Annotated in this window: 20 protein-coding genes, 1 tRNA gene and 1 pseudogene; 7 read left to right on the top strand and 15 right to left on the bottom strand. The window is 63.3% G+C overall.

The annotated features are described in order from the left end of the window. Window positions 1–147: 147 nt before the first annotated feature. Window positions 148–1,254, bottom strand: coding sequence for a porin (locus WBH99_RS11940; protein ID WP_424220319.1), 1,107 nt, complete (start codon window positions 1,252–1,254; stop codon window positions 148–150). Window positions 1,255–1,650: 396 nt separating this feature from the next. Between WBH99_RS11940 and WBH99_RS11935 the strand changes: the two genes are divergently transcribed. After that, a complete protein-coding gene (locus tag WBH99_RS11935) occupies window positions 1,651–2,748 on the top strand; it encodes a porin (RefSeq protein WP_424220318.1) in 1,098 nt (365 codons plus the stop codon). A 394-nt stretch (window positions 2,749–3,142) separates the two neighbouring features. Here the strand turns inward: WBH99_RS11935 and WBH99_RS11930 are convergent, their stop codons facing one another. After that, a complete protein-coding gene (locus WBH99_RS11930; protein ID WP_424220317.1) occupies window positions 3,143–3,463 on the bottom strand; it encodes a type II toxin-antitoxin system YafQ family toxin in 321 nt (106 codons plus the stop codon). Continuing rightward, window positions 3,438–3,713: a type II toxin-antitoxin system RelB/DinJ family antitoxin gene (locus WBH99_RS11925; protein WP_424220316.1), complete on the bottom strand. Its 276-nt coding sequence runs from the start codon at window positions 3,711–3,713 to the stop codon at window positions 3,438–3,440. Before WBH99_RS11925 ends, WBH99_RS11930 begins: the two co-directional genes overlap by 26 nt. On the opposite strand from WBH99_RS11925, the gene WBH99_RS11920 reads away from it, so the two are divergent. Next, on the top strand, window positions 3,712–4,038 hold the full coding sequence (locus WBH99_RS11920; protein WP_424220315.1) for a hypothetical protein: 327 nt from the start codon (window positions 3,712–3,714) through the stop codon (window positions 4,036–4,038). The two genes, WBH99_RS11925 and WBH99_RS11920, sit on opposite strands and share 2 nt — an antisense overlap. 405 nt (window positions 4,039–4,443) lie before the next feature. Here WBH99_RS11920 and tldD read toward each other — a convergent pair whose 3' ends face one another. From tldD to WBH99_RS11905, 3 genes are all read right to left on the bottom strand, one after another. Beyond that, on the bottom strand, window positions 4,444–5,901 hold the full coding sequence (gene tldD / locus WBH99_RS11915) for a metalloprotease TldD (RefSeq protein WP_424220314.1): 1,458 nt from the start codon (window positions 5,899–5,901) through the stop codon (window positions 4,444–4,446). 172 nt (window positions 5,902–6,073) lie between these two features. Continuing rightward, window positions 6,074–6,922, bottom strand: a complete 849-nt coding sequence (locus tag WBH99_RS11910) for a carbon-nitrogen hydrolase family protein (protein ID WP_424220313.1) — start codon at window positions 6,920–6,922, stop codon at window positions 6,074–6,076. Continuing rightward, a complete protein-coding gene (locus WBH99_RS11905) occupies window positions 6,919–10,788 on the bottom strand; it encodes a YhdP family protein (protein ID WP_424220312.1) in 3,870 nt (1,289 codons plus the stop codon). The genes WBH99_RS11910 and WBH99_RS11905 overlap by 4 nt, the downstream gene beginning before the upstream one ends. A 100-nt stretch (window positions 10,789–10,888) precedes the next feature. On the opposite strand from WBH99_RS11905, the gene glnE reads away from it, so the two are divergent. Then, window positions 10,889–13,591 carry a bifunctional [glutamate--ammonia ligase]-adenylyl-L-tyrosine phosphorylase/[glutamate--ammonia-ligase] adenylyltransferase gene (gene glnE, locus WBH99_RS11900; protein ID WP_424220311.1) on the top strand — a complete coding sequence of 901 codons (2,703 nt, stop codon included), beginning with the start codon at window positions 10,889–10,891 and terminating at the stop codon, window positions 13,589–13,591. A 388-nt stretch (window positions 13,592–13,979) separates the two neighbouring features. Here glnE and WBH99_RS11895 read toward each other — a convergent pair whose 3' ends face one another. After that, complete coding sequence (locus WBH99_RS11895) at window positions 13,980–14,363, bottom strand: type II toxin-antitoxin system Phd/YefM family antitoxin (protein WP_424220310.1); 384 nt, start codon at window positions 14,361–14,363, stop codon at window positions 13,980–13,982. Between the two features lie 191 nt (window positions 14,364–14,554). Here WBH99_RS11895 and WBH99_RS11890 point away from each other — a divergent pair. The 3 genes and pseudogenes from WBH99_RS11890 to WBH99_RS11880 all read left to right on the top strand — a co-directional run bounded on the left by WBH99_RS11890 (window position 14,555) and on the right by WBH99_RS11880 (window position 17,063). Beyond that, window positions 14,555–14,630 (top strand) — tRNA-Thr (locus tag WBH99_RS11890). Between the two features lie 234 nt (window positions 14,631–14,864). Further along, window positions 14,865–16,409, top strand: a pseudogene (murJ, locus tag WBH99_RS11885) (murein biosynthesis integral membrane protein MurJ); the annotation flags it as partial. A gap of 27 nt (window positions 16,410–16,436) precedes the next feature. Then, window positions 16,437–17,063 carry a YbhB/YbcL family Raf kinase inhibitor-like protein gene (locus tag WBH99_RS11880; protein WP_424220320.1) on the top strand — a complete coding sequence of 209 codons (627 nt, stop codon included), beginning with the start codon at window positions 16,437–16,439 and terminating at the stop codon, window positions 17,061–17,063. A gap of 51 nt (window positions 17,064–17,114) precedes the next feature. Here the strand turns inward: WBH99_RS11880 and WBH99_RS11875 are convergent, their stop codons facing one another. The 8 genes from WBH99_RS11875 to WBH99_RS11840 all read right to left on the bottom strand — a co-directional run bounded on the left by WBH99_RS11875 (window position 17,115) and on the right by WBH99_RS11840 (window position 24,325). Then, the gene (locus tag WBH99_RS11875; RefSeq protein ID WP_424220309.1) at window positions 17,115–19,172 is read right to left on the bottom strand and encodes a sodium-translocating pyrophosphatase; all 2,058 of its coding nucleotides are present in this window, start codon (window positions 19,170–19,172) and stop codon (window positions 17,115–17,117) included. 96 nt (window positions 19,173–19,268) lie between these two features. Continuing rightward, window positions 19,269–20,528 carry a 6-phosphofructokinase gene (locus tag WBH99_RS11870; protein WP_424220308.1) on the bottom strand — a complete coding sequence of 420 codons (1,260 nt, stop codon included), beginning with the start codon at window positions 20,526–20,528 and terminating at the stop codon, window positions 19,269–19,271. Between the two features lie 10 nt (window positions 20,529–20,538). Further along, window positions 20,539–21,192: an adenylate kinase gene (gene adk, locus WBH99_RS11865; protein WP_424220307.1), complete on the bottom strand. Its 654-nt coding sequence runs from the start codon at window positions 21,190–21,192 to the stop codon at window positions 20,539–20,541. Between the two features lie 136 nt (window positions 21,193–21,328). Continuing rightward, the gene (gene kdsB, locus WBH99_RS11860) at window positions 21,329–22,102 is read right to left on the bottom strand and encodes a 3-deoxy-manno-octulosonate cytidylyltransferase (RefSeq protein WP_424220306.1); all 774 of its coding nucleotides are present in this window, start codon (window positions 22,100–22,102) and stop codon (window positions 21,329–21,331) included. A 3-nt stretch (window positions 22,103–22,105) separates the two neighbouring features. Beyond that, a complete protein-coding gene (locus WBH99_RS11855; protein ID WP_424220305.1) occupies window positions 22,106–22,282 on the bottom strand; it encodes a Trm112 family protein in 177 nt (58 codons plus the stop codon). After that, a complete protein-coding gene (gene lpxK / locus WBH99_RS11850) occupies window positions 22,263–23,285 on the bottom strand; it encodes a tetraacyldisaccharide 4'-kinase (RefSeq protein ID WP_424220304.1) in 1,023 nt (340 codons plus the stop codon). Before lpxK ends, WBH99_RS11855 begins: the two co-directional genes overlap by 20 nt. Further along, the gene (locus WBH99_RS11845) at window positions 23,285–23,704 is read right to left on the bottom strand and encodes an ExbD/TolR family protein (RefSeq protein ID WP_424220303.1); all 420 of its coding nucleotides are present in this window, start codon (window positions 23,702–23,704) and stop codon (window positions 23,285–23,287) included. The genes lpxK and WBH99_RS11845 overlap by 1 nt, the downstream gene beginning before the upstream one ends. 15 nt (window positions 23,705–23,719) lie before the next feature. Beyond that, window positions 23,720–24,325 carry a MotA/TolQ/ExbB proton channel family protein gene (locus WBH99_RS11840; RefSeq protein ID WP_424220302.1) on the bottom strand — a complete coding sequence of 202 codons (606 nt, stop codon included), beginning with the start codon at window positions 24,323–24,325 and terminating at the stop codon, window positions 23,720–23,722. Between the two features lie 367 nt (window positions 24,326–24,692). Between WBH99_RS11840 and xseA the strand changes: the two genes are divergently transcribed. Continuing rightward, on the top strand, window positions 24,693–25,538 hold an 846-nt coding region (xseA, locus tag WBH99_RS11835; RefSeq protein WP_424220301.1), incomplete at its 3' end, for an exodeoxyribonuclease VII large subunit.

Here is a 25,538-nt window from a genome sequence, read left to right as displayed (position 1 = left end):
CCCGAAAACCGGCAGCCCCCCGAAGCCGCAGCAAGAAAGCCCCCTCACCCGAAGAAAACATTTGAGCAAGAACTCCAGCTTGCCGCTTGTCTCCAGCAAAACGGGCGCCGCAGCGCCCGTTTGATCTTTCGATGCTCGTAAAAGCGATCAGAAAGTGTGCATCACACCCACATTGAAGCCGTTCTGATAACCCCCCACAGTGGCATCGTTGGAAGCGTCATTAGCCGCGCTGGAACGCACCAGGTCATTCGCTTCGCGATCATTGTCGATCTGGGCAAATGCGGTGTACAGGCTGGTCCGCTTGGACAGGCTGTAGTTATAGCCGAGCGCCCACTGCTTGGAAGTACCGTCGAGGCTGCCCTGCTCGGCCTTGGACTGATTGTAAGAAACCTTGACGGCATGCCGGCCGAACGGCACGGTGGCACCCACCATCCAGCTCTTGATCTTCAGATCGTCACCGACAAGCGGAGCGATCTTGGTATCCGCATAGAAAGCAGCCAGTTTCACGACTTCGAAATCATAGCTGCCGCCCAGCGTCCAGTTACGCAGATCATCCAGGCCCAGGCCGGTATCCTCGCCAAAATCGATGCGGTGGAAATTCAGGCCGATATCGATGGGGCCGTTGGTGTAACGGGGCAGAACCCCATAGACGCGGTTGTTGTTATCACTATTGCCGACCCGGTCCTGAGTCGAATTCACGTCACCATGAGAGGAATAGACCGCCGTGACATTAAAGCCAGAGAACGTCGGTGAAATGTAAGACACGGCATTACTCAGACGGGGGATGACGGTCAGACCGGCGCTCACGTCGTTACCCACGGTGTTCAGATAAGTCCCCACGGTGCCCTCGCCGAAGGGGTCAAGGGCCGTCAGGAAAGCGTATTGCGGCGAGAACATGCGGCCGGCCAGCACGGTACCCATGCTATCGCTGGAGAGACCCACCACCGCCTGGCGAGTGAACACCCCACCGCCGGCAAAACCGTCATAAAGGCCGGTATCCGTCAGGAAACCCGTTTCCAGGGTAAACAGGGCCTTCAGGCCGTTACCCAGATCTTCGCTGCCCTTGAAGCCCAGACGGTTGCCATCGGAAATGCCCGAGTCGATGGCGTTCTGACTATCGACACCGCTGAGGAAGGAATCACCCCGATGGGAATAGCCCATGTCGATGGCACCGTAAATCTGCACACTGGATTGCGCAAAGGCAGCGGAAGAAGCCAGGCCGGCAATGGCCAGGGCGATCAGTTTTTTCTGCATGTGAAGCTCCTTGAAAGGTTGGGAGGCGGGCTGATGCAGCCCTTCAAAATAGTTGTTGTAGTGTTGTAGTAATGCGGACGACGAAACTCTCTCTCCCGTCGCTGCCCATTCTGAGGCGGCGGAAAAACACCAACAAGCGCGCCATCGACACCGACCGCAGCGAAAATTCTTTATGTAGCAACTTTGCAACACTCTTGATCCAGACGCGTGAGGCTCCCCTTCAGGCCTGAGTTGCAGAAAAACAACAATCGCTGCGGCACATCGCCGTCAGCGCCACATACACCTTGCCCGGCCCGGCCCTGTTTGCCAAAATCCAGCCAACTTCTCTATCCGAGAGGTAAAGGTTGGCCGGGCCAGATGGCAAGGCCAAATCAAAACCACTAAGGAGATTCATCAATGCAAAAGAAACTGATCGCTCTGGCCATCGCCGGCCTGGCTTCTTCCGCTGCCTTTGCGCAATCCAATGTGCAGATTTACGGCTCCATCGACATGGGCTATGCCCACCGTGGCGACAACATCGATGACAACATTGACAACCAGAACTCCATCGACTCCGGCATCACCGCCGGCAACCGCCTGGGCTTCAAGGGCACCGAAGATCTGGGCAACGGCCTGAAGGCTCTGTTCACCCTGGAAGCCGGTTTCGCGGCTGACACCGGCAACTCCACCCAAGGTGGCCGTCTGTTTGGCCGTCAAGCCTTCGTGGGCCTGACCGGCGGCTTCGGTACCGTCATCGCCGGCCGTCTGTACACCCCCAAGTACTCCTTCATGTCCACCATTGATCCCTTCAAGGCCGGCACCGTGGGTCAGTACCGTAACGTGTTCGCAGCTGGCGTGAATGCGGGTGGTGAAAACCTGTTCGACCCCACCCGTCTTGACAACGCCGTGGCCTACGTTTCCCCCAGCTTCTCCGGCTTCAATGTGACAGTGGCATACTCCAACAACGCCATTCAGCAAGAAAACATTGGCAACATCGGCGACAACACCGTGATCGCCGTCATGCCCCGTTACACCAACGGCCCCATCGACGTCGCCCTGAACTTTCACCAGATCGACCTGAACAACGACGTGCCTGGCCTCGACGACCAGAAGATCATCAACTGGACCCTGGGTGGCACCTACGACTTCGGCGTGGCCAAGCTCGCCGCCTACTATGACGACAACAAGTACGAGGAGTTCGGTGTCACTAAAGACGACCTGACGCTGAAGACCTGGGGTCTGGGCGTAACCGTTCCCTTCGGCAAGCACTCCGTACTGGCTTCCTACAACCGTTCCAAGCTCGAGCTGAACGACCGGGAAGGCAATTCCAGCCAGTGGGCTCTGGGTTACAACTACAGCTTGTCCAAGCGTACCAATGTCTATGCCGCCTATGCTGACATCAGCAACGACGACGAAGATGGCGACTACATCCGCACCGCTTCTGTTGCCGACTCCACCAACGCTGGCAATGGCTACCAGAATGGCTTCCAGGTCGGTCTGAAGCACAGCTTCTAATCTCGCCTGACGAGACCTTGAAGTTGAAACGGGCGCTACGGCGCCCGTTTTTACGTGCACCCGTACCGGGCGCACTCTTGATGGCAATCTTGTTTGGATTGTCAATTTTTTTGCGATCATAGGAATCATGTTCACCGACGGTGCGCGGGGCAAGCGATGATGCAGATTGCTGCACGAGGTGCCGGTGTACGTGATGGCGGGGGGCTCTACGCCAATGTCGCCTACGAAGAGGTGCTACGCTTGGTGATCAACTGTCGGAAATAGGCTCGAATCCTATCGAGGCGACAACGATCCTGACTCAGGGGGACAGCCGCCGCTCGCGGATGCCGGCTGGGATGGCTTCCCAGCGCTGGCGGGCGGGTGAGAAAGTCGGCAATGATTCGATCGCCACGGATCACTCCTCGAACAATTCCGAGTGCGTGCCCGCCCGCACAAAGATGCTGGCGTTGCCATCGAGGCGGTAGATGAGCAGGAAGTCGCCGCCGATGTGGCATTCGTGGTGATCCCCCCGATCGCCTTTGAGCGGGTGGTCCAGCCATTCAGGACCCAGCGGCGCATCGTTTCCGATGAGCAGCAACATCGCCTCTTTCAGCCGTTTCAGGTCGTAGCGTCCCGAGCGCGAGAGGCGTTCCCAGTCTTTGAGGAAAGCCTTGGTGGAGTCGCACGCCCTGGGCGGCGGTGCCCGCTTACTACTGGCGAGCTTTTTCGAGGTCATCGATCAGGGCGTCGGCAGAGTCGAAACGGGCGGAGCGCGCCTTGGCCATGGCACGGGCATCTTCCATCGCCGCGCGGGTCTGGGCATTGGGCACCTTCAACTCCAGTGGGAATGCCTGGTCGTTCACAATACGCTTGAGCAGGATGCGCACGGCATCGGACACTGACAACCCCATGGCTGCTAGCGCCTCGCTGGCTTGCGTCTTGATTTCGTCGTCCACCCGGACGTGCAGCATCGTGGAATGGGCCATGATCGAATCCTCCGTTTCCGAGATCATGTATCTCTATTGCGATACCATCAAGCAAGTGAGCAAGATTTCTGGGGATTGGGATGAACGAGGGGATCAACGAGAATGCGCGGCGCCGGGCACTGCTCGCGATCCCCGCAGAGGAAGGGGAGGGCTGGCTCGACGGCTACCTGCGCGAGAGCAGCGCACCCTTGCTCCGATGTGCCGTAATTCCTGGGCATCGACACGACGATCGTACCGGCTCGGACTATTGTCGAAGCTCGCAGGCTGGAACAAAGCACATCGGGTCATCGTCCTGCGCCGCGCGGTCGAAGTGATCGGGCACTGATGCGCAAAACCCAAAACGAGTCGGGCGCCTGGATGGAGATCATCAAGCCTCGCTATATTTGACGCCGATGCCTGCCGCTGTGGACAAACTGGCGGCAGGCACCGGCCATATCCGTGCGGCCTTACGCCATGTCGGCGCAATTGCGGAGCCGTTGCCCTAGGCTAGGCGCTGGAAGGCGTTTGCAAACGATGGGGTGGCGAAAATCACCCGATCGCCCCTCTGCCCTGGCTCCCCCAGAGCCGCTCGCATGGACGGGGGAGTAACTGCCGGATTAGGTTTATCTCCGGCTTTCACGTCATCCCGGTTTTGGGTACGAATCGAGTTTTTGTGCCAAGTCGGGGTTCCTTTTCAGCGCGGGGGTTGCCGGCCGCGCGGCTTCTTTCGCCCTCGCCGGCCGCTTCGCGATCAGGCCGAAGTCCCGCCCACGGTGATGCCCTCCAGGCGCAGCGTCGGCTGTCCCACGCCCACGGGCACACTCTGGCCTTCCTTGCCGCAGGTGCCGACGCCCGGGTCCAGCTTCAGGTCGTTGCCGATCATGGAGATCCGGGTCATGACATCGGGACCGTTACCGATCAGGGTGGCCCCCTTGATCGGCGTGGTCACCTTGCCATCTTCGATCAGGTAGGCCTCGCTCATGGAAAAGACGAATTTGCCGCTGGTGATGTCCACCTGGCCGCCGCCGAAGTTGGCGGCATAGATGCCCTTTTGCACCGAGCGGATGATCTCCTCCGGCGCCTTGTCGCCTGCCAGCATGTAGGTGTTGGTCATGCGCGGCAGGGGCAGGTGGGCAAAGGATTCGCGCCGGCCGTTGCCGGTCAGGGGCGCCCCCATCAGGCGGGCATTGAGGCTGTCCTGCAGGTAAGCCTTGAGGATGCCGTCCTCGATCAGCACCGTCGCCTGGCCGGGATTGCCCTCGTCGTCGATGGTAAGGGAACCGCGCCGGTCCGGCAGGGTGCCATCGTCCATCACCGTCACCCCCGGCGCCGCCACCCGCTGCCCCAGCCGGCCCGAGAAGGCGGAACTGCCCTTGCGGTTGAAATCCCCTTCCAGGCCGTGGCCCACCGCTTCATGCAGCAGGATGCCGGGCCAGCCGGAGCCCAGCACCACGGTCATCTGCCCCGCCGGGGCCGGCTGGGCGCGAAAATTGGTGGCGGCCTGGTGCACCGCCTGGCGGGCAAAATCCGCGAGCACCGCGTCGCTGAAGTAAGCGTAATCGAAACGGCCACCGCCACCGGCCGCGCCCTGCTCCCGACGGCCCTGGTCCTCGATGATGACACTCACGGACACCCGCACCAGCGGCCGCACGTCAGCCGCCAGGCGGCCGTCGGAACCCGCCACCAGAATCACCTCCCACTCCCCTGCCAGGCCCGCCATGACCTGCACCACCCGGGGGTCTTCGGCCCGGGCGAAGGCTTCGAGGCGTTCGAGCAGGCGCACTTTTTCTTCGGCCGGCAATGAGGCCAGGGGATCGGCCGCCGCGTACAGAGCCGGCGGCAAGGCACGCGCCCGCATGAGGGGCAGGCCGCCATCCTGGCCGGCGGCAGCAATGGCCCGCACGGCGGCGGCGGCATCGCTCAGGGCGGCCATGCTGATGTCGTCGGAATAGGCAAAGGCGGTCTTCTCGCCGGAAATGGCGCGCACGCCCACCCCCTGGTCGATGTTGAAGCTGCCGGACTTGACGATGCCTTCATCCAGGCTCCAGGACTCGGAGCGGGAATACTGGAAGTAGAGGTCGGCGTAATCGACCTGATGATTCATGACCTGGCCAAACACCTGGGCGATTCTGTCCAGGTCCAGGTTGTAAGGACTCAGCAGCAGCGTTTCGGCCAGGGCCAGGGGGGAGGAAGCAGCGGGATGATTCATACGGAAAACCTCATCGCAAAGGCACGAAGACGCAAGGATTTGCAAAGCCACAAAGCCGCGCCGGATAAGCGCACGCCATCTTGCCCCGGCATGGACGATCGGGAGATTTTCCTGTGCGGCCCCTGGCGCTCTTGGTGTCTTTGCGTTGAAACGGTTTTTTGAGGGTTCATCATCATCCTTGTGCGGTGGGCATGGCGGGCCAGCCCAGTTTTCGGTGTTGCAGGGCCGGCAACTGGCGGCGTATTCCGGCGAGGCGTTCATGGCGCAGCTCGGCCACCACCAGCCCCGGCCCCTTGCCCTTGCGGTCCAGGATTTCGCCCCAGGGGTCGATGATCATGCTGTCGCCGTGGGTGAGGCGGCCGTTTTCGTGGCGTCCGCCCTGGCCCACGGCCAGGACATAGCATTGATTCTCGATGGCCCGGGCCCGCAGCAGGATTTCCCAGTGCACCCGGCCCGTGGTTTCAATGAAGGCCGCCGGCACCAGAATCAGGTCCAGTTCTCCTAGTTGCCGATACAGTTCGGGAAAGCGCAGATCGTAACAGATGGAAAGCCCGACCCGGCCAAAGGGAGTATCCACGGCCACCGCCGCATGCCCGGCTTCGATGCTGGCCGCCTCGTCGTAGGATTCGCTGCCGTTATCGAAACTGAACAGATGGATCTTGTCGTAACGGGCGACGCAAGCGCCCCCGGGGTCGAGGACCAGGGTGGAATTGAGCATTTTCTCCGCTGCCGCCGCCTGCAGGGGAATGGAGCCGGCAAACAGCCAGATACCGTGACGCTGCGCGGTTTCTGCCAGCCATTCCTGGATCGGGCCGCTGCCAAAAGGCTCGCGCGCCGCCAGCCGGGCTGGGTCGGAAGCCCCGATGATGGGAAAGTATTCGGGCAGCACCAGCAGTTCCGCGCCCTGATCCACGGCTTCCTGCACCCAGTGCGCGGCACACGCCAGATTGTCGGCGACCCGTGGGCCGGACACCATCTGCACCCCGGCCAGCCGGACATCCTGCTTGCCAAGGCGCGTCATGGGGCCTTCTCCGTTGCGGCGGCACCCGCCTGAATCTGCTCCACCTGAGGCTCATCCCAGCTGCCCGTGACCCTGTACTGGAAACTGAACGCCTTGTCCAAGGGGTTTCGCATCAGGTTCTGGGCCAGCATGGCAGCAGCGCCCACGACCGGGTTGATGATCATGGCGGCCCCCATGGACGCCGTGCCGCCCACATCCGGCTGCATGGTGACGAGCAGGTTCTGGGTCTCCTGCTGCATGTCCACCGTGCCGCGCATCAACACCTTGCCCACCGGCCCGGCAATGAGCAGATCCTCTTCCGTCTGCATGACGCCATGCTTGATTTTCATGCGGGCGGTAATGCGGTCGTAGGCAAAACCGTCACTGACGATGTCGCGAAAATCCAGGCTCAGGCGCCGGGTCACCGACTGCAGGGAAAGCAGGCCCAGCAGCTTGCCGGCGCCAGGATTGACCTTGGAGAACTGGCCCTTGGCAGCCTCCAGTTGCAAGCTCCCGCCCAGACTGACGGGATCAAAGGCGAGCGGCGAGCCGGCCCAGTCGAGCTTGCCGCTCAGGGTCGCCGTACCGCCCCGGATTGCCCCCGGGTAGCCCAGACGCTCCAGCAATTTGCCGGTATCGTCCACATCGAGCTTGAAGTCCAGCCAGGTGCGCTGATCCGAACGCACGTCCCAGGTGCCACTGCCCGTCAGCCGGGCGTCCGGATTGTCGATGACGACCTGATTCAGGTTCCAGCGCCCGCCGGCGTTCTCGGAGCGCAGTTCGAGGCGGCCGAAACGGCGCTTGCCAACGCTGAAGTCCGCCACCTTGATGTCCATGGCCGGCAGGCTGTCGAGCACCTCGGCCGCCGGGCCGCCCGATTCTCCACTTTCAAGATGCAGGCGCTTCAAGTCGGCCGTCAGCCGCCCCTGGCCGCCGCCATCCCAGGACAGTTCGCCCGCCGCTTCCCGGGCCGTCAGCATGACGCGCCAGCGCTCCCCCTCCGGCCGCAGGCGCAGGCTGACCTCCCCGAACTGATGCCCGAGGGCCGTCAACTGTCGGGTCTGCACGACCACCACGTTCAAAGGCAGAGGGGCCGAATCCGGCTTGCTGCCCTCGCCAGGCGCCGGTGCCAGCAACTTTTGCCAGCGGTCTGCATCCAGACGCTCCTGGGTGATGTAGACCGCCACGCCCTTGTCCGGCAGGCGCGGCGCCTCGCCCACCCCGACACTGCCGCGCTCGATCACGAAGCCGTTGGCCTGCCGGACACGAATCAACTGTCCGGTCAGCAGCTGGCCCAGGCTCAGGCTGATTTGTTCGCGCTCCGGCGTGCCTTTGCCGGCCAGGGGCGACTTCTGCAGCCGCAGGGGCAAGGCTTCCCCGGCCGTCTTGTTGAAAGGCACGGGCAGACTGGAGGAAAGCCCTTGCAGGGAAGAGGTGACGGTGAAATCGGCATTCTTCTTGCGCACCCGGACCTCGGCCTGCCAGGGCGCGCCTCCGGCCAGGTGGTCGAACAGCGGCAGGTCGATCTGGCGGCGCAACTCACGCACGGTAAAACCCCCTTGAGCCTTGATACTCACCGCCCCGGCTTCGGAGAGCGCCGCCAGCTTCATGGGCTGGCCGAGAAACTGGCCGCGCAGATCCGGGGCCTCCACCGAGGATTCGGTGAAATCCAGACGCCCGTTGATACCACTGGCCGGCGACAACCCTTCCATGAAAGTGAGCTGATTATCATCAAAGTAGTAGCGCCCCTTGATCTTCGTGTCAGCAATATGGTTCATGGGCAGATTGAGGCTCAGTTCCAGCCGGCCCAAACCCTGGGCTTTCATGCCCTCGGTGAAATGGTCGAGGGCTTGCGTCACCGGGCTTTGTTCGATGAAACGCAGGAACTCCGCAGTGGGACCGCTGACCTGGCCATCCACCCGCAACTGCGCTTCCGGTGCATCGAAATCGGGCATCACCGCCTTCACATTGCTCAGTTCGGTGCCGAGAATCCGCCCGGTGTGGGCCTTGATCTCCATGCCCACGCCAAAACTCAGGTCGGCCGCCAGTCCTTCGATCGCGGGCCAGCCGTCGGCATAGTGAAGGGTGACATCCTTGGCCTTGGCGGTAATCAGAAACTGGCCCTGGGCCGGGTCGCGGAAAGGGAAATGCTTCAGATCGCCTCTCAAGATCAGCCTGGCATCATAGCCCGTGCCCGCCAGCAAGCCCTGACGCAGCCAGGCCGGCACATTGGCATTGACCGCCTTGGGAATGAAGCGCCAAAGCTCCGCGGCCCGGGCCGTGCGGATGCCTCCTTGCAGGTCGATGACGCCGGGGCCGTCCGGCACGGTCCGGTAGTTGCCGCTCACCTGGCCGGAGGCATGGGGTCCGCTAAAATCGAAGCGCTCGATGTTGATGTCCAGGCCCTCCTCCTGCGGCTTCCAGTTCACCTCGGCGAGCAGACGCTCCAGGGGAATTTCCGGTTCGGCAAAGATGGCCGGCAGTTCCAGGGCCGAAGCCCGGGTATCCAGTTGCAGCTGGCCCCTTTTTTCGCTGGCATCGATCCAACCGGACAAGCCGCGGGCGCCTGGCAGCGCGCCATCGGCCTTGAGGCCCAGCGCCACGAACGCCGCCTTGACACTGTACTTTTTCCACTGCCCTTCGCGGGCATCCCAGCTCATCTGCAATTGCCGCACCTGGCCCTGGGGCTGATGCCGCACCAACAGCTTGCGGCTCGTCTCATCCAGGGGCAGATAAGCGGCCAGAGCGGCCAGGGCGCCGAGATCAAAATCATTCGCCGTCAGGCTGCCCCGGCCCGGCTGGCCTGCCACTCCTCGCCACTCGCCCACCAGGTCGAGGGGCTGCAAACTCAGGCCGGCGCGGGTCTGCAGCGTCAGCTGGCGGGTCGTCACTTGCAGCTGGCCGGGCCCCTGGGACAGACTCACCCGACCGCTCAGATGCTGCAAATCCAGTTCCGGCAGGTTTTCAGCCAGGCGTAGTTGCAGGTCTTTGAGCACCAGATCCGCCGTGCCCTGCCACGTTCCATCCTCCCGCCCGGCCCAGATCTGCAGGCCGCCCCTGCCCCGGGGCAGGTCCACCGGGTAATCCAGCCAGGCCTTCCAGGCCGCCAGATCGGCGTAATCGAGACGGCTATACATCTTGCCTTCCCATTGCTCCAGGGCGTCGGCGGCATTGCCCCTGAGGTCGCCCCGGATATCCAGGCCGGACGCCAGCGCGGCCGGGGGCAGCGCCGTCAGGCCAAAACGATGGCGGCGGCCGCCATTCTCCAGTTCCAGGTTCAGGTCTTCCAGAATCAGGGGCGGCGCCTGGCGCAACTCGTCTTCCCAGGCGATGGTGGCACCCGCGATGCGGATACGGCCCTGATCCAGCACCCACTGCAAGGCGCGGGGATCGCCGTTCCCGGCGGTGGGAATGCCGGCCACAAAAATTTTCCCGGCCCCATCGCGACGTAGCTGCAGCGCCGGGTGCTCCAGCAACAGCAGGGCAAAATGCAGCTGGCCGCGCCACAGGGTCTGCCAGGACAGCACGCCATCCACCCGCTCCAGGGTCAGGGCGGGGTTGTTCCCTGCATCGAAAATCCGCACATCCTCCAGCACCAGGCCGGGATTGAGGCCGTCCCAGCGCGCCGCCAGATGGCCGACCTTGACCGGCAGCCCCAGGGCGGCACTGGCCGCAGCCTCGATCCGGGTCTGGTAGCGCGGCACTTCCGGCAGCACCACATAGCGCAGCACCAGCACCAGGGCCACGAAGGCGAAGTAACAGGCCAGCAACCCCCAGCCCAGCCAGCGCAAGGTCGTGCGCACCCAGGGCCGGGCCAGCCAGGGCCACAGAAAGCGCAGACGGTAATAGCAGGCGGAGCGCAGCTCCGGGGAAAAGAATTTTGCCAATGGTTTTGCCAACTGTAAGGAAGGCTCTCTAAAATGGGCCGGATATAGACAAGCGGGACCGCCATTTTATCCCGAGCCCCTGCCATCCTCCGGAAAATCCATGGAAAACATCCCCGATCCTCGCTGGTCCAGCGCCCTTGCCCACAGCCAGTACCTGCGTCAGCTCTTCGCCGCCCGGCCGGAACTGCCGGAACAACTGGCTCATGAATGGCAGCACCCCTTGTCGGAAAGCCTCCTGCTCGCGGCCCTCAGCCCTGAAGCGGCCGATGACGAGACCCTGAAACGGCAACTGCGCCGCCTGCGCCAGCAGGCCATGGCGCACCTGGAATTGCGCGACCTGTGCGGCCTGGCGCCCCTCGCCGAGGTGGTCGAGAGCATGACCCTCCTGGCCGACGTCACCACCAACACCGCCCTGGACTACCACCACCGGCAACTGGTGCAGACCTATGGCGAGCCCCTCGACCACCTGGGCCGGCCCCAGCGCCTGCTGGTAGTCGGCATGGGCAAGCTGGGCGGGCGGGAACTCAATGTGTCCTCGGACGTGGATTTCATCTTCATCTACCCCGAGGACGGGGAGACCGCCGGGCCGAAAAAGATCGACAATTTCGACTTCTTCAACCGCCTCGGCAAGCGCCTGATCGCCGCCCTGGGGGAAGTCACCGGCGACGGCCAGGTGTTCCGGGTGGATATGCGCCTGCGGCCCAATGGCGACTCCGGGCCGCTGGTCTGCTCGCTCGACGCCCTGGAAAACTACTTCATCACCCAGGGCCGGGAGTGGGAGCGCTATGCCTGGATCAAGGCCCGGGTGATGAACAGCGGCGCCAATGCGGCAGACCACCTTGGCGAGTGGATCACTGCCCTCGACCAGGTGAGTCACCCCTTCGTATTCCGCAAGTACCTGGACTTCGGCGCCATCAACGCCATGCGCGACCTGCACGCCCAGATCCGCCGGGAAGTGGCGCGCAAGGACAAGGCCGAGCACATCAAGCTGGGCCCCGGCGGCATCCGTGAAATTGAATTCATCGCCCAGGTATTCCAGTTGATCCGCGGCGGCCGCGACCCGGGCCTGCAGGTCCGCCCGACGCTATCGGTCCTGAAGCTGCTCGCCGAACGGGGCATTCTCGAAAAGGAGACCGAGCAGGAACTGCGGCTGGCCTATGAATTCCTGCGCAGGCTGGAACACCGGCTCCAGTATGTCGAAGACCAGCAGACCCACATGCTGCCCGACACCCCGGCAGAACGCGCCCTGATCGCCGCGAGCCTGGACTTCCCCGACTGGGAGGCCCTGCTGGCCTGCCTCAACGCCCACCGGCAGAAGGTGAGTGCCCATTTCGAGGCCATCTTCTCCGACCCGGAAGAAGGCGAGCACCCCCTGGCCGCCCTGTGGCTGGGGCAACTGGAGCAGGAAAACGCCATGGCTCAACTGGAGGCCATGGGATTCAGCCAGCCGGCCCAGGCCTGGGAACGGCTCGAAGCCCTGCGCCATTCCAGCCGTTACCAGCAGTTGCCGAGCACGAACCGGGAACGGCTGGATGCCGTCGGCCCGCGCCTGCTGGAACAGGCCCGGCACCACAAGAATCCCGACCTGATCCTGGCCCGCGGCCTGGATTTCCTGGAGACCATCGCCCGCCGCGGCGCCTACCTGGCCCTGCTGCAGCAATATCCCCAGGCCCTGCAGAAGGTTGCCGACATGGTGGGCACCTCGTCCTGGGCCGCCACCTACCTGAACCGCCACCCGATCTTGCTGGACGAACTGCTCGATCCGCGCCTGCTCGAAGTGGCCACCGACTGGCCCGCCTTCCGGGCCGACCTGGAACGCCGCCTGGCCGATGCGGCCGGGGATACGGAACGGGAAATGGACCTGCTGCGGGAAGTGCACCATGCCCAGATCTTCCGCCTGCTGGCCCAGGACCTGGCCGGTCTGCACAGCATCGAACAGATTTCCGACCACCTCACCGAACTGGCGGACATCATGGTGGGAACCACCCTGCGCCTGTGCTGGAGCAAGCTGAAGACCCGGCACCGGGACGAGCCCGCCTTTGCCGTGATCGGCTATGGCAAGCTGGGGGGCAAGGAACTGGGCTATGCCTCGGACCTGGACATCATCTACCTCCATGATGACGATGCCCCGGACGCCCAGCAGAACTACACCCGCCTCGGCCAGCGCATCAACACCTGGCTCTCCAGCCACACCCCGGCGGGCATCCTGTTCGAGACCGACCTGCGCCTCAGGCCCAACGGCGAAGCCGGCCTGCTCGCCACGTCCCTGGAATCCTTCCGGGAATATCAGCTGCGGCAGGCCTGGGTCTGGGAGCATCAGGCCCTGACCCGGGCCCGCTACGTGGCCGGCGATGCGGCCGTGGGCGAACGCTTCGAAGCGATCCGCCAGGAAATCCTGTGCCTGCCCCGGGCGTTGCCCAAGCTCAGGGAAGAGGTGCTGGCCATGCGCCAGAAGATGCTCGACAACCACGCCAGCCGCGACCCGGAGCAGTTCGACCTGAAGCAGGACCCGGGCGGCATCATCGACGTGGAATTCATGGTTCAGTACCTCATCCTCGGCCACGCCCACCGCTACCCGCAGCTCACCGCCAACCTGGGCAACATCGCCCTCTTGAAGATGGCCGCCGAGCTGGGCCTGATCCCCGCCGACCTGGCCGAAGGCGCCCGCAATGCCTACCGCGAATACCGGCGCCTGCAGCATATCAACCGCCTCAACGACGCCCCCAAGTCCCGCCTGCCGCGGGCCCTGCTGGAGCCCCACATCGAGGGGGTGCGCCGGCTCTGGCAAACCCTGTTCTCCTGAGGAGCCCCATGACGGGGCCGCCCGGCGGCTAAACGACCGCAGCCTGCAACATGCGCTGAAGTGGGCCTGGATGGCCCTGCTTGTCCCCCCTGGCTTCGAGCATCGCGCATCAATTGATGGGCGAAGTATGCGCGCGGGCACGGGGTGAGAATGCGCCATCACGAACTCGCGCAACTCGCCGTCCTTGGCGAGAGAGCCAAGTTGCTTGGGTCAGGCGGGCAATGCCGTTGGCGACCTCAACCGAGCCTGCCGGCCGCTCCAGAACCAGGCGCCCCATACCAGGGCAGCGCTCCAGATCGGGGATGACGGTCTCCATCAGTTCGCGGTCTCCATCAGTTCGTCCAGCAACACCTCGAAAGCGTGCGGAGCTACTTCGGCCCAGACCGCCTCAATCTCCTCGAGATTGCGCTCGAAGTTGCCCGTGAGTTTGACGGTATGCCTGGCGCTCACGATGCGAAGCCATTCTTATCCAGCAGCCTTGGCAACGCGGCGGCGTTTGATCGCGGTCAGTCAATGTGCTGTGCGCCTCCTTGACCTTGCCCGCTGCAACAGCCGCAAGGCCTTGGCTGGCATCGTCGATCAGCAGCAGGTGGATTCGTTCGCGCTCGAGTTGGTGATAATAGTCCCGCCGCGGGGCGTCGATGATGGCCACGTAGCTCTCACCGTTCTTGGTGATGATCTTTTCGGCTCCAGCCTTCACCTGGAAGGCCCGTTCAGACAGGTTCGCCCTGGCTTGCGACAGCGGAATCACGTCACCGGCAGAAATGGCCATGCTCGACTCCTCAGGTCTTGTACATCCTCAGGTCTTGTACAAAATACGGCACATCATATGCGCTCTGAAGTGGGCATCGATGGCTCATGAATTCGAACGCCGCAGCTTCACCGCAGCTTCACACTGCAGCTTCACAAGAAGGCGCTATCCAGCTACAATCCGGCGCTCTGTTCGATTCGACAGACATGTGTGCCGCTTTAGCTCAGTTGGTAGAGCAATTCATTCGTAATGAAAAGGTCGCCAGTTCGATTCCGGCAAGCGGCACCAAAAATCGCATCCGCAAAGCAAAAGGCCTCAGCACTGCGGCCTTTTGCTTTTGATGGCCTGGAATTCCTTGCCGGGGGGCGGATCGCCAGCTTGCTCTGTCCCCTGGTTTGCCGGGGACGCGGGAGGCAACGGCAAGCACGCCATTTGCCCAGGATGCCCGACCGGCGGAGTGAATCCGGCCAGGGCCTATAATCACAGGCTTTTCCTCCCGGCCCAGGCAACGGGCACCTATCCATGAATCTGCTCCGCGCCCTCGTCACCGTCAGCGGCATGACCCTGCTCTCCCGCATCCTGGGCTTTGTGCGGGACTTCGTCATTGCCCGGACTTTTGGCGCGGGGGTGCTCACCGACGCCTTCTTCGTCGCCTTCAAACTGCCCAACCTGCTCCGCCGCCTGTTTGCCGAGGGCGCCTTCTCCCAGGCCTTTGTCCCGATCCTGGGTGAATATCGCAACCAGCAAGGAGAGGAGCGGACCCGGACCCTGATCAACGACACGGCCTCGATCCTGTCCTTCGTGCTGCTGCTGGTCACGCTGCTTGGAGTCGTCTGTGCCCCCTGGCTGGTCTGGCTTTCCGCTCCCGGCTTTGCCGCCGATGGCGACAAGTTCGCCATGACCGTGACGCTCACCCGCATTACCTTCCCCTACATCCTGTTCATGTCCCTGGTCGCCATGGCGGCCGGCATCCTCAATACCTGGAGCCGCTTTGCCCTGCCCGCCTTCACCCCGGTGCTGCTCAACCTGAGCTTCATCGGCATGGCCCTCTTTGCCGCGCCCTGGTTCGACCCACCCATCCTGGCCCTGGGCTGGGCGGTATTCATCGGCGGCTTGCTGCAACTCGCCCTGCAGCTTCCTGCCCTGGCCAGAATCGGCATGTTGCCGAGAATTTCCCTGAATCTGCGCCAAGCCTGGCAGGATGAGGGGGTGCGGCGCATTCTCAAACTCATGGCGCCTGCCACCCTGGGGGTCTCGGTTTCCCAGGTCAGCCTGCTGCTCAACACCATCTTCGCCTCTTTCCTGGTCAGCGGCAGCGTTTCCTGGCTCTATTACGCCGACCGGCTCATGGAATTTCCGTCCGGCATGCTGGGCGCCGCCCTGGGTACCATCCTGTTACCCTCGCTTTCCAGGTATCACGCCAGCGCCAATACCGAGGACTACGCCCGCCTCCTGGACTGGGGCCTGCGCCTGACCTTGTTGCTGGCCCTGCCCGCAGCCCTGGGCCTGGCGCTGCTGGCCGTCCCCCTGATCACCACCCTGTTCCATCACGGGGCCTTCACGGCGCTGGATGTAGAACAGACGCGCCGTGCCCTGGTGGCTTACAGCCTGGGGCTGGGCGGCATGATTCTGGTGAAGGTGCTGGCGCCCGGCTTCTATGCCCGTCAGAACATCAAGACCCCGGTGAAGATCGCGCTGATCTCCCTGGCGAGCACCCAGGGCATGAATCTGCTTTTCGTGTTCGGCCTGCAACTCGAACATGCCGGCCTGGCACTTTCCATCGGCCTGGCCGCCTGCCTGAATGCGCTGCTGCTCTATCGCGGGCTGCGCCGACACGGCATTTACTCGCCCCAGCCTGGCTGGGGCAAGTTCCTGCTCAATCTACTGCTGGCCCTGGCGGTCCTGAGCGCCCTGCTCTGGCTGCTCATGGGCAGGGAAGCGGACTGGTTTGCCTATGACACGCTGGAACGGATCACCCAGCTCACGCGATTGGTGGTTGCCGGCGCCGGGGTTTATTTCGCTACACTATGGGTCTGCGGATTTCGCCTGCGGGACTTCAAGCGACAATCTGCCACCCAAGAACTGGAGGAGCCAATGAAACTCAGCAGCAACAGCTTTACCGACAGTAGCAGGATTCCAGGTGAGTTTGCCTTCTGCATCCCCGACCCCTCACACCATGTCTGTCTGGGCAGGAACCTCAATCCGCATCTGAGCTGGACGGATGTACCCCCGGGGACCCGCAGCTTCGTCCTGATCTGCCACGACCCGGATGCGCCCAGCAAGGGCGACGATGTGAATCAGGAAGGCCGCAGCGTCCCCGCCGACCTGCCCCGGGTGGATTTCTTCCACTGGATTCTGGTCGATATCCCGGCCTCGCTCGGGGAAATCGCCGCAGGCGAATTTTCCAGCGCCGTGTCGCCCAAGGGCAAACCCGGCCCCCAGGCGGTTCATGGCACCCGACAGGGCATCAACGATTACACGGGCTGGTTTGCCGGGGACAATGACATGCGGGGCGATTACTACGGCTATGACGGCCCCTGCCCGCCCTGGAACGACAGCATCGCCCACCGCTATGTATTTACCCTCTACGCCCTGGATCTCGAACGCCTGCCCCTGGAAGGCAGGCTGACCGGCCCCGAAGTGCGCCAGGCCATCGCCAGCCATGTTCTCGGCCAGGCCAGTCTGACCGGCACCTACAGCCTCAATCCCGCCCTGGCATGAACAAAGGGGCCGCGCATCCAGCAGCGTGGCCCCTGCCCCTCCTCTGCACGCTCACACCATCAACGGCACCAGCATCAGGGCCACGATATTGATGATCTTGATCAGGGGATTCACCGCCGGACCGGCCGTATCCTTGTAAGGGTCTCCCACGGTATCGCCCGTAACGGCCGCTTTATGGGACTCCGACCCCTTGCCGCCGTAATGTCCCTCTTCGATATGCTTCTTGGCGTTATCCCAGGCGCCACCGCCCGTGGTCATGGAAATGGCCACGAACAAGCCCGTGACGATGGTGCCCATGAGCACCCCGCCCAGCGCAACGGGGCCCAGCAACATGCCCACCAGTACAGGCGCCAGGACGGGGAGCAGTGAAGGCAGGATCATTTCCTTGATCGCCGAGCGCGTCAGGATATCCACCGCCCGGGAATAATCGGGTTTGCCCGAGCCATCCATGATGCCCGCCACCTCCCGGAACTGGCGCCGCACCTCTTCGACCACGGCACCGGCCGCCCGCCCCACGGCCTCCATGGCCATGGCGGCAAACAGGTAGGGAATCAGGCCGCCGATGAAGAGGCCGATGATGACCATCGGGTCCGAGAGATCAAAGGCCAGCTTCAGCCCCTGGCTTTCCAGGGCATGCGTGTAGTCGGCAAACAGCACCAGGGCCGCCAGGCCGGCCGAACCAATGGCATAGCCCTTGGTCACCGCCTTGGTGGTGTTGCCTACTGCATCCAGGGGATCGGTCACGGCCCGCACGGATTCCGGCAGGTCCGCCATTTCGGCGATTCCCCCGGCGTTGTCGGTAATGGGCCCGTAGGCATCCAGGGCCACGATGATGCCGGTCATGGAGAGCATGGCCGTGGCCGCGATGGCGATACCATAAAGCCCCGCCAGGTTGTGGGCCAGCAGGATGGCCAGACAGACACAGAGCACCGGCATCGCCGTCGACTTCATGGAAACCCCGAGGCCGGCAATGATGTTGGTCGCGTGCCCGGTCTGAGAGGCCGCGGCGACATGCAGGACCGGGCCGTATTCGGTGCTGGTGTAGTACTCGGTGATCCACACCAGCGCCGCCGTCAGCACCAACCCCACCACGGCGGCGGCAAAGATGGCGCCGGAACCGATGCGTCCCCCGTCCGGCAGTGGAATGCCCTCCCCCAGCATCCAGACCGTGACCGGATAAAACGCCAGCATGGCCAGCCCCCCCGCCACCGCCAGGCCGCGATACAGGGCCGCCATGATCTTGCCGTCGGCCCTTACCTTGACAAAGAGGCAGCCAATGATGGAGGCGATGATGGACACCCCGCCCAGCACCAGCGGATAGACCACCAGCGCATCGCCCGCCCCGGGCAGGGTCTTCAGCATCAGGGCGCCCAGCACCATGGTGGCCACCACGGTTACCGCATAGGTTTCAAAGAGGTCCGCCGCCATGCCGGCACAGTCCCCCACGTTGTCCCCCACGTTGTCGGCAATCACCGCCGGGTTGCGCGGGTCGTCTTCGGGAATTCCGGCCTCCACCTTGCCCACCAGGTCCGCTCCCACATCGGCCCCCTTGGTGAAAATACCGCCCCCGAGACGGGCGAAGATGGAGATCAGGGAACCGCCGAAGGCAAGCCCGATCAAGGGCTCCACCAGATGATGCAGGTCTGTGCCCGGCGCCGCCTCTGCCTTGAGAAACGCGTAATACCCGGCCACCCCCAGCAGGCCCAGCCCCACCACCAGCATGCCGGTGATGGCCCCGCCCCGGAACGCCACGGTCAACGCCGGCGCCAGACCCTCCCGAGCCGCCTCCGCCGTGCGCACATTGGCGCGGACGGAAACATTCATGCCGATATAACCCGCCGCCCCGGACAGCACGGCACCAATGAGAAACCCCAGCGCCGTGAGCCAGCCCAAGGCCGCGCCGATCAGCAGGCACAGCACCCCCCCTACCCCGGCGATAGTGGTGTATTGCCGATTGAGATAGGCGGACGCTCCTTGCTGGATCGCCAGGGCAATCTCCTGCATGCGGGCATTGCCGGCTGGCAAGGACACTATCCACTTGCTGGAGACGGCACCATAAAGCACCGCAATGACGGCGCAGATCAGCGCCAGAACAAGACCCGAGGACATGACAACCTCCCTTCCTCAAACAGGCCGGGGCTTTTTCCACCCGGACCCGGGTGCGCCCCCGCCTGGAATTACGGCCTGAAGGCCATCCACCGGGATCTACACGGAGAACGCCTTCAGCTGCTTTTTCACGGCCTGATTCTTCAGGCGGACATAATCGGGCAGCCCGTTCTTGAAGGGAGGAAAGTCCTCACCTTGAATGAGGGGCTGCAGATAAAGACGGCAGGCGGGGGTGATGTGAAAGCCATCCGGGCTGATGAAGTCGCGGGGCATCTTTTTTTCCACATTGGCCACATCCCGTAATTCAGCCACCGCAATCTCCCAGGCATAAGGGGCATCGCTCAGACGCCGGATGGCGGGCATCACCGCATTGCGGCCTGCCAGGGCCAGCTCGACCGCCTTCACCCCGACCGCATATGCCTGCTCCAGGTCGGTGCGGGAAGCAATGTGCCGGGCCGAACGCTGCAGGTAATCGGCCAGAGCCCAGTGGTACTTGTAGCCCAGCCTGTCCTTGATCAACTGGGCGACGATCTGCCCGACCCCGCCCAACTGAGCGTGACCAAAGGCATCCCGGCTGCCCATGTCGGCAATCAGCTGGCCGCCGGCCTCCCGAAGGCCTTCCGAAACGGCCACCGTGCAATAGCCAAAACGATCGACACAATCCTGGACCCTGGCCAGAAAGGCTTCGGCAACAAAGGGAATTTCGGGAAACAACAGGATATGGGGCGGCTCCCCTCCGGCTTCCGAAGCCAGACCGCAAGCCGCGGTAATCCAGCCCGCGTGACGCCCCATCACTTCGAGTACGAAAATCCTGGTCGAAGTCCGGGCCATGGAAGCCACGTCGTACCCGGCTTCCCGCATGGAAGTCGCCACATATTTGGCGACGGAACCGAAGCCGGGACAGTTGTCGGTGACGGCCAGGTCGTTATCCACGGTCTTGGGAATCCCGACACAGACCAGGGGGAAATCCATTTTTTCGGCCAGTTGGGAGACTTTCCAGGCCGTATCCATGGAATCGTTGCCGCCGTTGTAGAAGAAATAGCCGATGTCGTGGGCGCGGCAGACCTCGATCAGGCGCTCGTACTGGGCCTTGTGCTCTTCCAGGGACTTGAGTTTGTAGCGGCAGGAACCGAAGGCGCCGCCCGGCGTGTGCTTGAGGCGGGCAATGTCGGCGTCGGATTCCAGGGTGGTATCGATCAGGTCCTCGGTCAGGACGCCGAGGATGCCGTCCCGGCCGGCGAATACCTTGCCGATCCGGTCCGGGTGCTGCCGGGCGGTCTCGATGAGACCGCAGGCGGTGGCGTTGATGACGGCCGTCACGCCACCCGACTGTGCGTAGCAGGCGTTTCTGGCGATCATGTCGTGCACCTTACTTCACGGCTTCACAAACGCGGGCCGTGATTTCGTCCACGCTGCCGACGCCGGAAATCTTCCTGACCTTGGGCGCCCGGGCATCGCCGCTGGCCGCCCAACTGGCATAGAAGGCCACCAGGGGCTCGGTCTGGGAGTGGTAGACCTCCAGGCGCTTCCTGACGGTTTCTTCCTTGTCGTCGTCGCGCTGGATCAGGTCTTCGCCGGTCTCGTCGTCCTTGCCGGCCACCTTGGGCGGGTTGTACTTGACGTGGTAGGTGCGGCCAGACGCCAGATGGACACGACGGCCCGCCATGCGCTCGATGATGTCGGAATCGGGAACATCCACTTCCAGCACGTAATCCAGCGCCACGCCCGCTTCCTTCATGGCTTCGGCCTGGGGAATGGTGCGGGGGAAGCCGTCAAACAGGTAGCCGGACTTGCAGTCATCCTGCTGCAGGCGATCCTTCACCAGACCGATGATGATGTCGTCCGAAACCAGGCCGCCAGCCTCCATGACCTTCTTGGCTGCGATACCCAGGGGGGTACCGGCCTTGACGGCAGCGCGCAGCATGTCACCGGTGGAAATCTGGGGAATGCCATATTTTTCAGTGATGAATCTGGCTTGTGTGCCCTTGCCGGCGCCGGGAGCGCCCAACAGAATCAGTCGCATTTGTAGTCCTCGATTGGGGTTTTATAGGTGATAGGTGCTGCCTGGGTGACGAACTGCTGAAATTGGTCTCGTAGGTTATTTTAGCTGCGGGGTTTTTGCTGCGGGGTGCGTTGCGCCCACCGGCATGACCGAAAAATTACTCGCAATCGCCAGACCGGTCAAACAGTTTGCGCATCCGTTTTGCATCTTCGGGCGTATCCACCCCGGGGGCCGGAGCGCCCGCAATCAGGGCCACGCGAATCCGGTAACCGTGCCACAGGGCCCGCAACTGCTCCAGGGACTCGAACTGCTCCAGAGGCGAAACGGCCAGCCCGGCATAGGCCTGCAGGAAAGCCGCGCGGTAGGCATAAAGGCCCACATGACGGTAAGCCGGCATGCCGGCCGGCAATACGGCCGTGGTTTGCGCGAAGGCATCGCGGGCGCAGGGAATCGGCGCCCGGGAAAAGTACAGGGCGTCCCCGTCGGCCCGGCAGACCACTTTCACCACATTCGGGTTGAAGAAGTCGGCCGCCTCGGTGATCGGGTGGGCAACAGTGGCGATGGCCGCACCGCTATCTGCCAGACATCGGGCCGTCAGGGCGATGACTTCCGGCTCGATCAGGGGTTCGTCCCCTTGCACATTCACCACCAGGGTATCGGCGGACCAGCCCTGCAGGGCGGCGACTTCGGCCAGGCGGTCGGTCCCGCTGGGGTGGTCTTCCCGGGTCATCACGACCGGCAGACCGTGGGCCTGCACCGCGGCGAAAATCTCCGGGTGATCCGTGGCCACCAGCACCTGCCCCGCCCCCGAGGCCAGCGCCCGTTCGGCCACCCGCACCACCATGGGCTTGCCGCCCAGGTCGAGCAGGGGCTTCGCCGGCAAGCGGCTGGAAGCATGACGGGCAGGAATGACCACCTTGAAGGCCAGCATGACTCAGCACTCGTCCTCTTTCAGGGGACGGGCCTCTTCTTCCAGCATCACGGGAATATCGTCCCGCACCGGATAGGCCAGCCGGCAGGGCTTGCAGAGCAGTTCCTGTTCCGCCTTCTTGTAGATGAGTTCGCCCTTGCAGATCGGGCAAACGAGAATATCAAGGAGCCTTGCGTCCATTTAGCGTCTCCAGCAGGACATCGATCAATTCCGGCGGCAAATGCGCATCCACCGGCAACACCCAGGCTTCACCCAGGTTGAGGCGGGCGCATTTTACCCCATCCTTCTCGGTCATCAGAATCACCTCGCCCTCCGGAAACGCCAGTTCTCCGGTTCCATAAGCATGGTGATCCGCAAAGGGATGGGGCGTAAAGCTCAGCCCCAACTGGGTCAGGGTGCGAAAAAACCGGTCCGGATCCGCGATCCCGGCCACCGCATGCAGCTTGCGTCCGGCGAACCGGGCTGCCGGGCAATGTTGCTCCGGCTGCCCCAGGCGGTAGAACTCGCCGGGCACCAGGGTCATGGCAAAGCCGGGCAACTCTGGCGCCGTCTTCAAGACCCGGAGGTCGGGAGCTCCATTGAAAACCAGGATATGGGCCCGGCGTACCCGGCCCAGGGGCTCCCGCAAAGGCCCGGCAGGCAGTCGCCAGCCGTTGCCCGCCCCTCGCCCATCGAAAACCGCAATTTCGACATCACGCTGGAGCCGGTAGTGCTGCAAACCATCGTCACACAAGAGCAGATTCACTTCCGGATGACGGGCCAGCAGGGCCCGAGCAGCCGCCACCCGATCCCGGCCAATCCAGACCGGCACCCCGCTACGCCGGGCCAGCAACAGGGGTTCGTCCCCCACCTCTTCAGGCGCGGCATCCCGTGTGACCGCCAGGGGCCCCCGTTGGGCAGCCCGATAGCCCCGGCTGATGATGGCCGGATGCCAGCCCGCCGCCCGCAGCGACTGGGCCAGCCACAGGGTCAAGGGGGTCTTGCCGGCCCCTCCCACGATCAGATTGCCCACCACCACCACGGGCACCGGCAAGCGAAATGATGGCAGCCAGTGGCAACGATAGGCCAGGCGCCGCAGGGCCGAAAGCCCGGCGAAAAGAACGGAAAAAGGCACCAGAAGCCAGAGCGACGCGGCCAGGCGGCGCTCATGCCAATGCGCCTGCAGCCAGCGCCTTCCTGACATTATTGCGGCTGGGTCTGGGTCGTGAAGGAAATGCGGGGATAGCCGGCCGCCTGAGCGGCCTGCATCACATCGATCACACTTTGATGAGTGGCCTTGGCATCGGCACTGATGATGATGAGCGGATCAGCCCGCCCTTCTGCCGCACGAGTCAGGGCTTCGCTGATGAAGCGCACTTCATTGCTCTGCAAGGGCTGCTGGTTGACCACGACCTGACCGGCTGCCGTGACCGCTACCTCGATCTCATTGGGCTGCTCGGCCCGCTCGGTGGCATCCGCCGAGGGCAGATTGATTTCCAGACCGGAAAAACGTGCATAAGTGGTGGTCAGCATCAGGAAAATGATGACCACCAGCAGCACATCGATCATGGGAATCAGATTGATTTCCGGCTCTTCCCGACCACGGCCCCGGTTGAAATTCATGTTGTCGACCCCGGCTTACTTGCGGTCGCCATGGATGACTTCCATCAGGCGGATGGCCTGCTGTTCCATGTCCATCACGAAACCATCCACCAAGGCCCGGAAGTGGCGCCAGAAAATCATGCTGGGAATCGCGATCAGGATGCCCAGCCCCGTGTTGTAGAGGGCGACGGAAATGCCATGGGCCAGCTGGTGAGGATCGGCACTGCCGGGCGTCTGGGCGCTGAACATCTCGATCATGCCCACCACGGTACCAAACAGACCCATCAGCGGGGCAATGGAAGCAATCGTGCCAAGTGTCGTCAGATAGCGCTCGAGTTGATGGGTGACGGCACGCCCGGCATCCTCGATCGACTCCTTCATGATTTCACGCGAGGCGCCACGATTGCGCAAACCCGCCGCCAATACCTGCCCCAGGGGAGAATGCCGCTCAAGTTCGCCGATCAGTTGCTCATTGGCAGCCCCTTTACGGAATTCAGCCACCACCCGCTGCAGCAAACCCGGCGGCACAATCTTGCTCCGCCGCAGGGCGACGGAACGCTCAATAATCAAGGCAACCGCAATCACCGATGCAAAAAGCAAGGGCCAGATCGGCCAGCCCGCAGCCTGGACAATAGCAAACACGCAACCTCCGCTGGTTTCTCGTAGCCGGTCATTCTGCCTTCAGCCCCTGAACAGGGCAAGGCATGACACCGAAAAAATATGTCAGATCGCATCATCGACCTCGAAAACCCTGGCCAATCCCGCCCGCGCCGGTCTTTCATCCCTTATCCACAAAAACTGTGGATAACTTTGTGGATAGCCTGTCACAAACCGGGCAAAACCCAGTCAGGACAAGGCTTTTCCTTACCCTGCCCAGAAACGAGGCAGATCTTTATAGTCCAATGAAATCATGGACATAAAAACATCAGGGGCTGTCAACCGCTTTCCTGGAAATATCGGGATCGCCGGTCAGAGGCGGCAGGCCGGGTTGTGGAGTAAACTGCGCGCCATGCTTGACAATGTCCCGAAAAACCCACCGCCGGCCATCCTGAGCGTCAGCGAGCTCAACCAGATCGTCCGCACCCTGCTGGAGGGCAGCCTGCCCCTGACCTGGATCCGCGGAGAAATCTCCAACCTGAGCCGGGCGGCCTCCGGCCACCTCTATTTCACCCTCAAGGATGCCGGCGCCCAGGTGCGCTGCACCCTCTGGCGCAACAAGGCCCAGTTGCTGGGATTCCGGCCGGAAAATGGCCAGAAGGTGGAAGCTCGCGCCCTCGCCACCCTTTATGAAGCCCGGGGCGACTACCAGTTGAATGTGGAAACCCTGCGCCAGGCCGGCCAGGGCAGGCTCTTTGAACGCTTCCTTGAACTCAAGGCCCGCCTGGAAACAGAGGGATTGTTCCGCAGTGATCAGAAACGCGCCCTGCCCGCCTTTCCTCGCCGTATCGCCATCGTCACCAGCCCTCAGGCCGCTGCCCTGCGTGATGTGCTGACCACCCTGGCACGGCGCGCGCCGCATCTGGCCATTACCCTGTACCCCACCCCGGTCCAGGGCGAAGGCGCCGCGCCCCAGATCGCGGCAGCCCTCAACGCCGCCCAGCACGCCGACCATGATCTGATCATTCTCTGCCGTGGCGGTGGCAGTATCGAAGATCTCTGGGCCTTCAATGAAGAGATCGTGGCCCGGGCCCTGCGCGCCTCGCACTTGCCGGTCATCAGTGGCGTCGGCCATGAAACCGACTTCACGATTGCCGACTTCGCCGCCGACCTGCGCGCCCCCACCCCCACCGCCGCCGCCGAACTGGCCGGCCCGGACCGGAACGCGCTGCTCGACCGGCTGGCCGAACTGCAACGC

The organism is Azovibrio sp., assembly GCF_049658005.1.
Lineage (GTDB): Bacteria > Pseudomonadota > Gammaproteobacteria > Burkholderiales > Rhodocyclaceae > Azovibrio.
The sequence above is the reverse complement of the archived record's forward strand: the minus strand, read 5'-3'. Positions and strand labels throughout refer to the sequence as shown.

Bases quoted from the DNA above. Each gene is read 5' to 3' on its own strand.
- WBH99_RS11920 (WP_424220315.1), top strand. From the start codon at position 3,712: ATGATCGAATCCTCCGTTTCCGAGATCATGTATCTCTATTGCGATACC.
- lpxK (WP_424220304.1), bottom strand. From the start codon at position 23,285: ATGTCAGGAAGGCGCTGGCTGCAGGCGCATTGGCATGAGCGCCGCCTG.
- WBH99_RS11870 (WP_424220308.1), bottom strand. From the start codon at position 20,528: ATGATCGCCAGAAACGCCTGCTACGCACAGTCGGGTGGCGTGACGGCC.
- adk (WP_424220307.1), bottom strand. From the start codon at position 21,192: ATGCGACTGATTCTGTTGGGCGCTCCCGGCGCCGGCAAGGGCACACAA.
- kdsB (WP_424220306.1), bottom strand. From the start codon at position 22,102: ATGCTGGCCTTCAAGGTGGTCATTCCTGCCCGTCATGCTTCCAGCCGC.
- tldD (WP_424220314.1), bottom strand. From the start codon at position 5,901: ATGAATCATCCCGCTGCTTCCTCCCCCCTGGCCCTGGCCGAAACGCTG.
- WBH99_RS11895 (WP_424220310.1), bottom strand. From the start codon at position 14,363: ATGGCCATTTCTGCCGGTGACGTGATTCCGCTGTCGCAAGCCAGGGCG.
- WBH99_RS11880 (WP_424220320.1), top strand. From the start codon at position 16,437: ATGAAACTCAGCAGCAACAGCTTTACCGACAGTAGCAGGATTCCAGGT.
- WBH99_RS11845 (WP_424220303.1), bottom strand. From the start codon at position 23,704: ATGAATTTCAACCGGGGCCGTGGTCGGGAAGAGCCGGAAATCAATCTG.
- WBH99_RS11925 (WP_424220316.1), bottom strand. From the start codon at position 3,713: ATGGCCCATTCCACGATGCTGCACGTCCGGGTGGACGACGAAATCAAG.
- WBH99_RS11910 (WP_424220313.1), bottom strand. From the start codon at position 6,922: ATGACGCGCCTTGGCAAGCAGGATGTCCGGCTGGCCGGGGTGCAGATG.
- WBH99_RS11855 (WP_424220305.1), bottom strand. From the start codon at position 22,282: ATGGACGCAAGGCTCCTTGATATTCTCGTTTGCCCGATCTGCAAGGGC.
- WBH99_RS11875 (WP_424220309.1), bottom strand. From the start codon at position 19,172: ATGTCCTCGGGTCTTGTTCTGGCGCTGATCTGCGCCGTCATTGCGGTG.
- WBH99_RS11930 (WP_424220317.1), bottom strand. From the start codon at position 3,463: ATGACCTCGAAAAAGCTCGCCAGTAGTAAGCGGGCACCGCCGCCCAGG.
- glnE (WP_424220311.1), top strand. From the start codon at position 10,889: ATGGAAAACATCCCCGATCCTCGCTGGTCCAGCGCCCTTGCCCACAGC.
- WBH99_RS11935 (WP_424220318.1), top strand. From the start codon at position 1,651: ATGCAAAAGAAACTGATCGCTCTGGCCATCGCCGGCCTGGCTTCTTCC.
- WBH99_RS11940 (WP_424220319.1), bottom strand. From the start codon at position 1,254: ATGCAGAAAAAACTGATCGCCCTGGCCATTGCCGGCCTGGCTTCTTCC.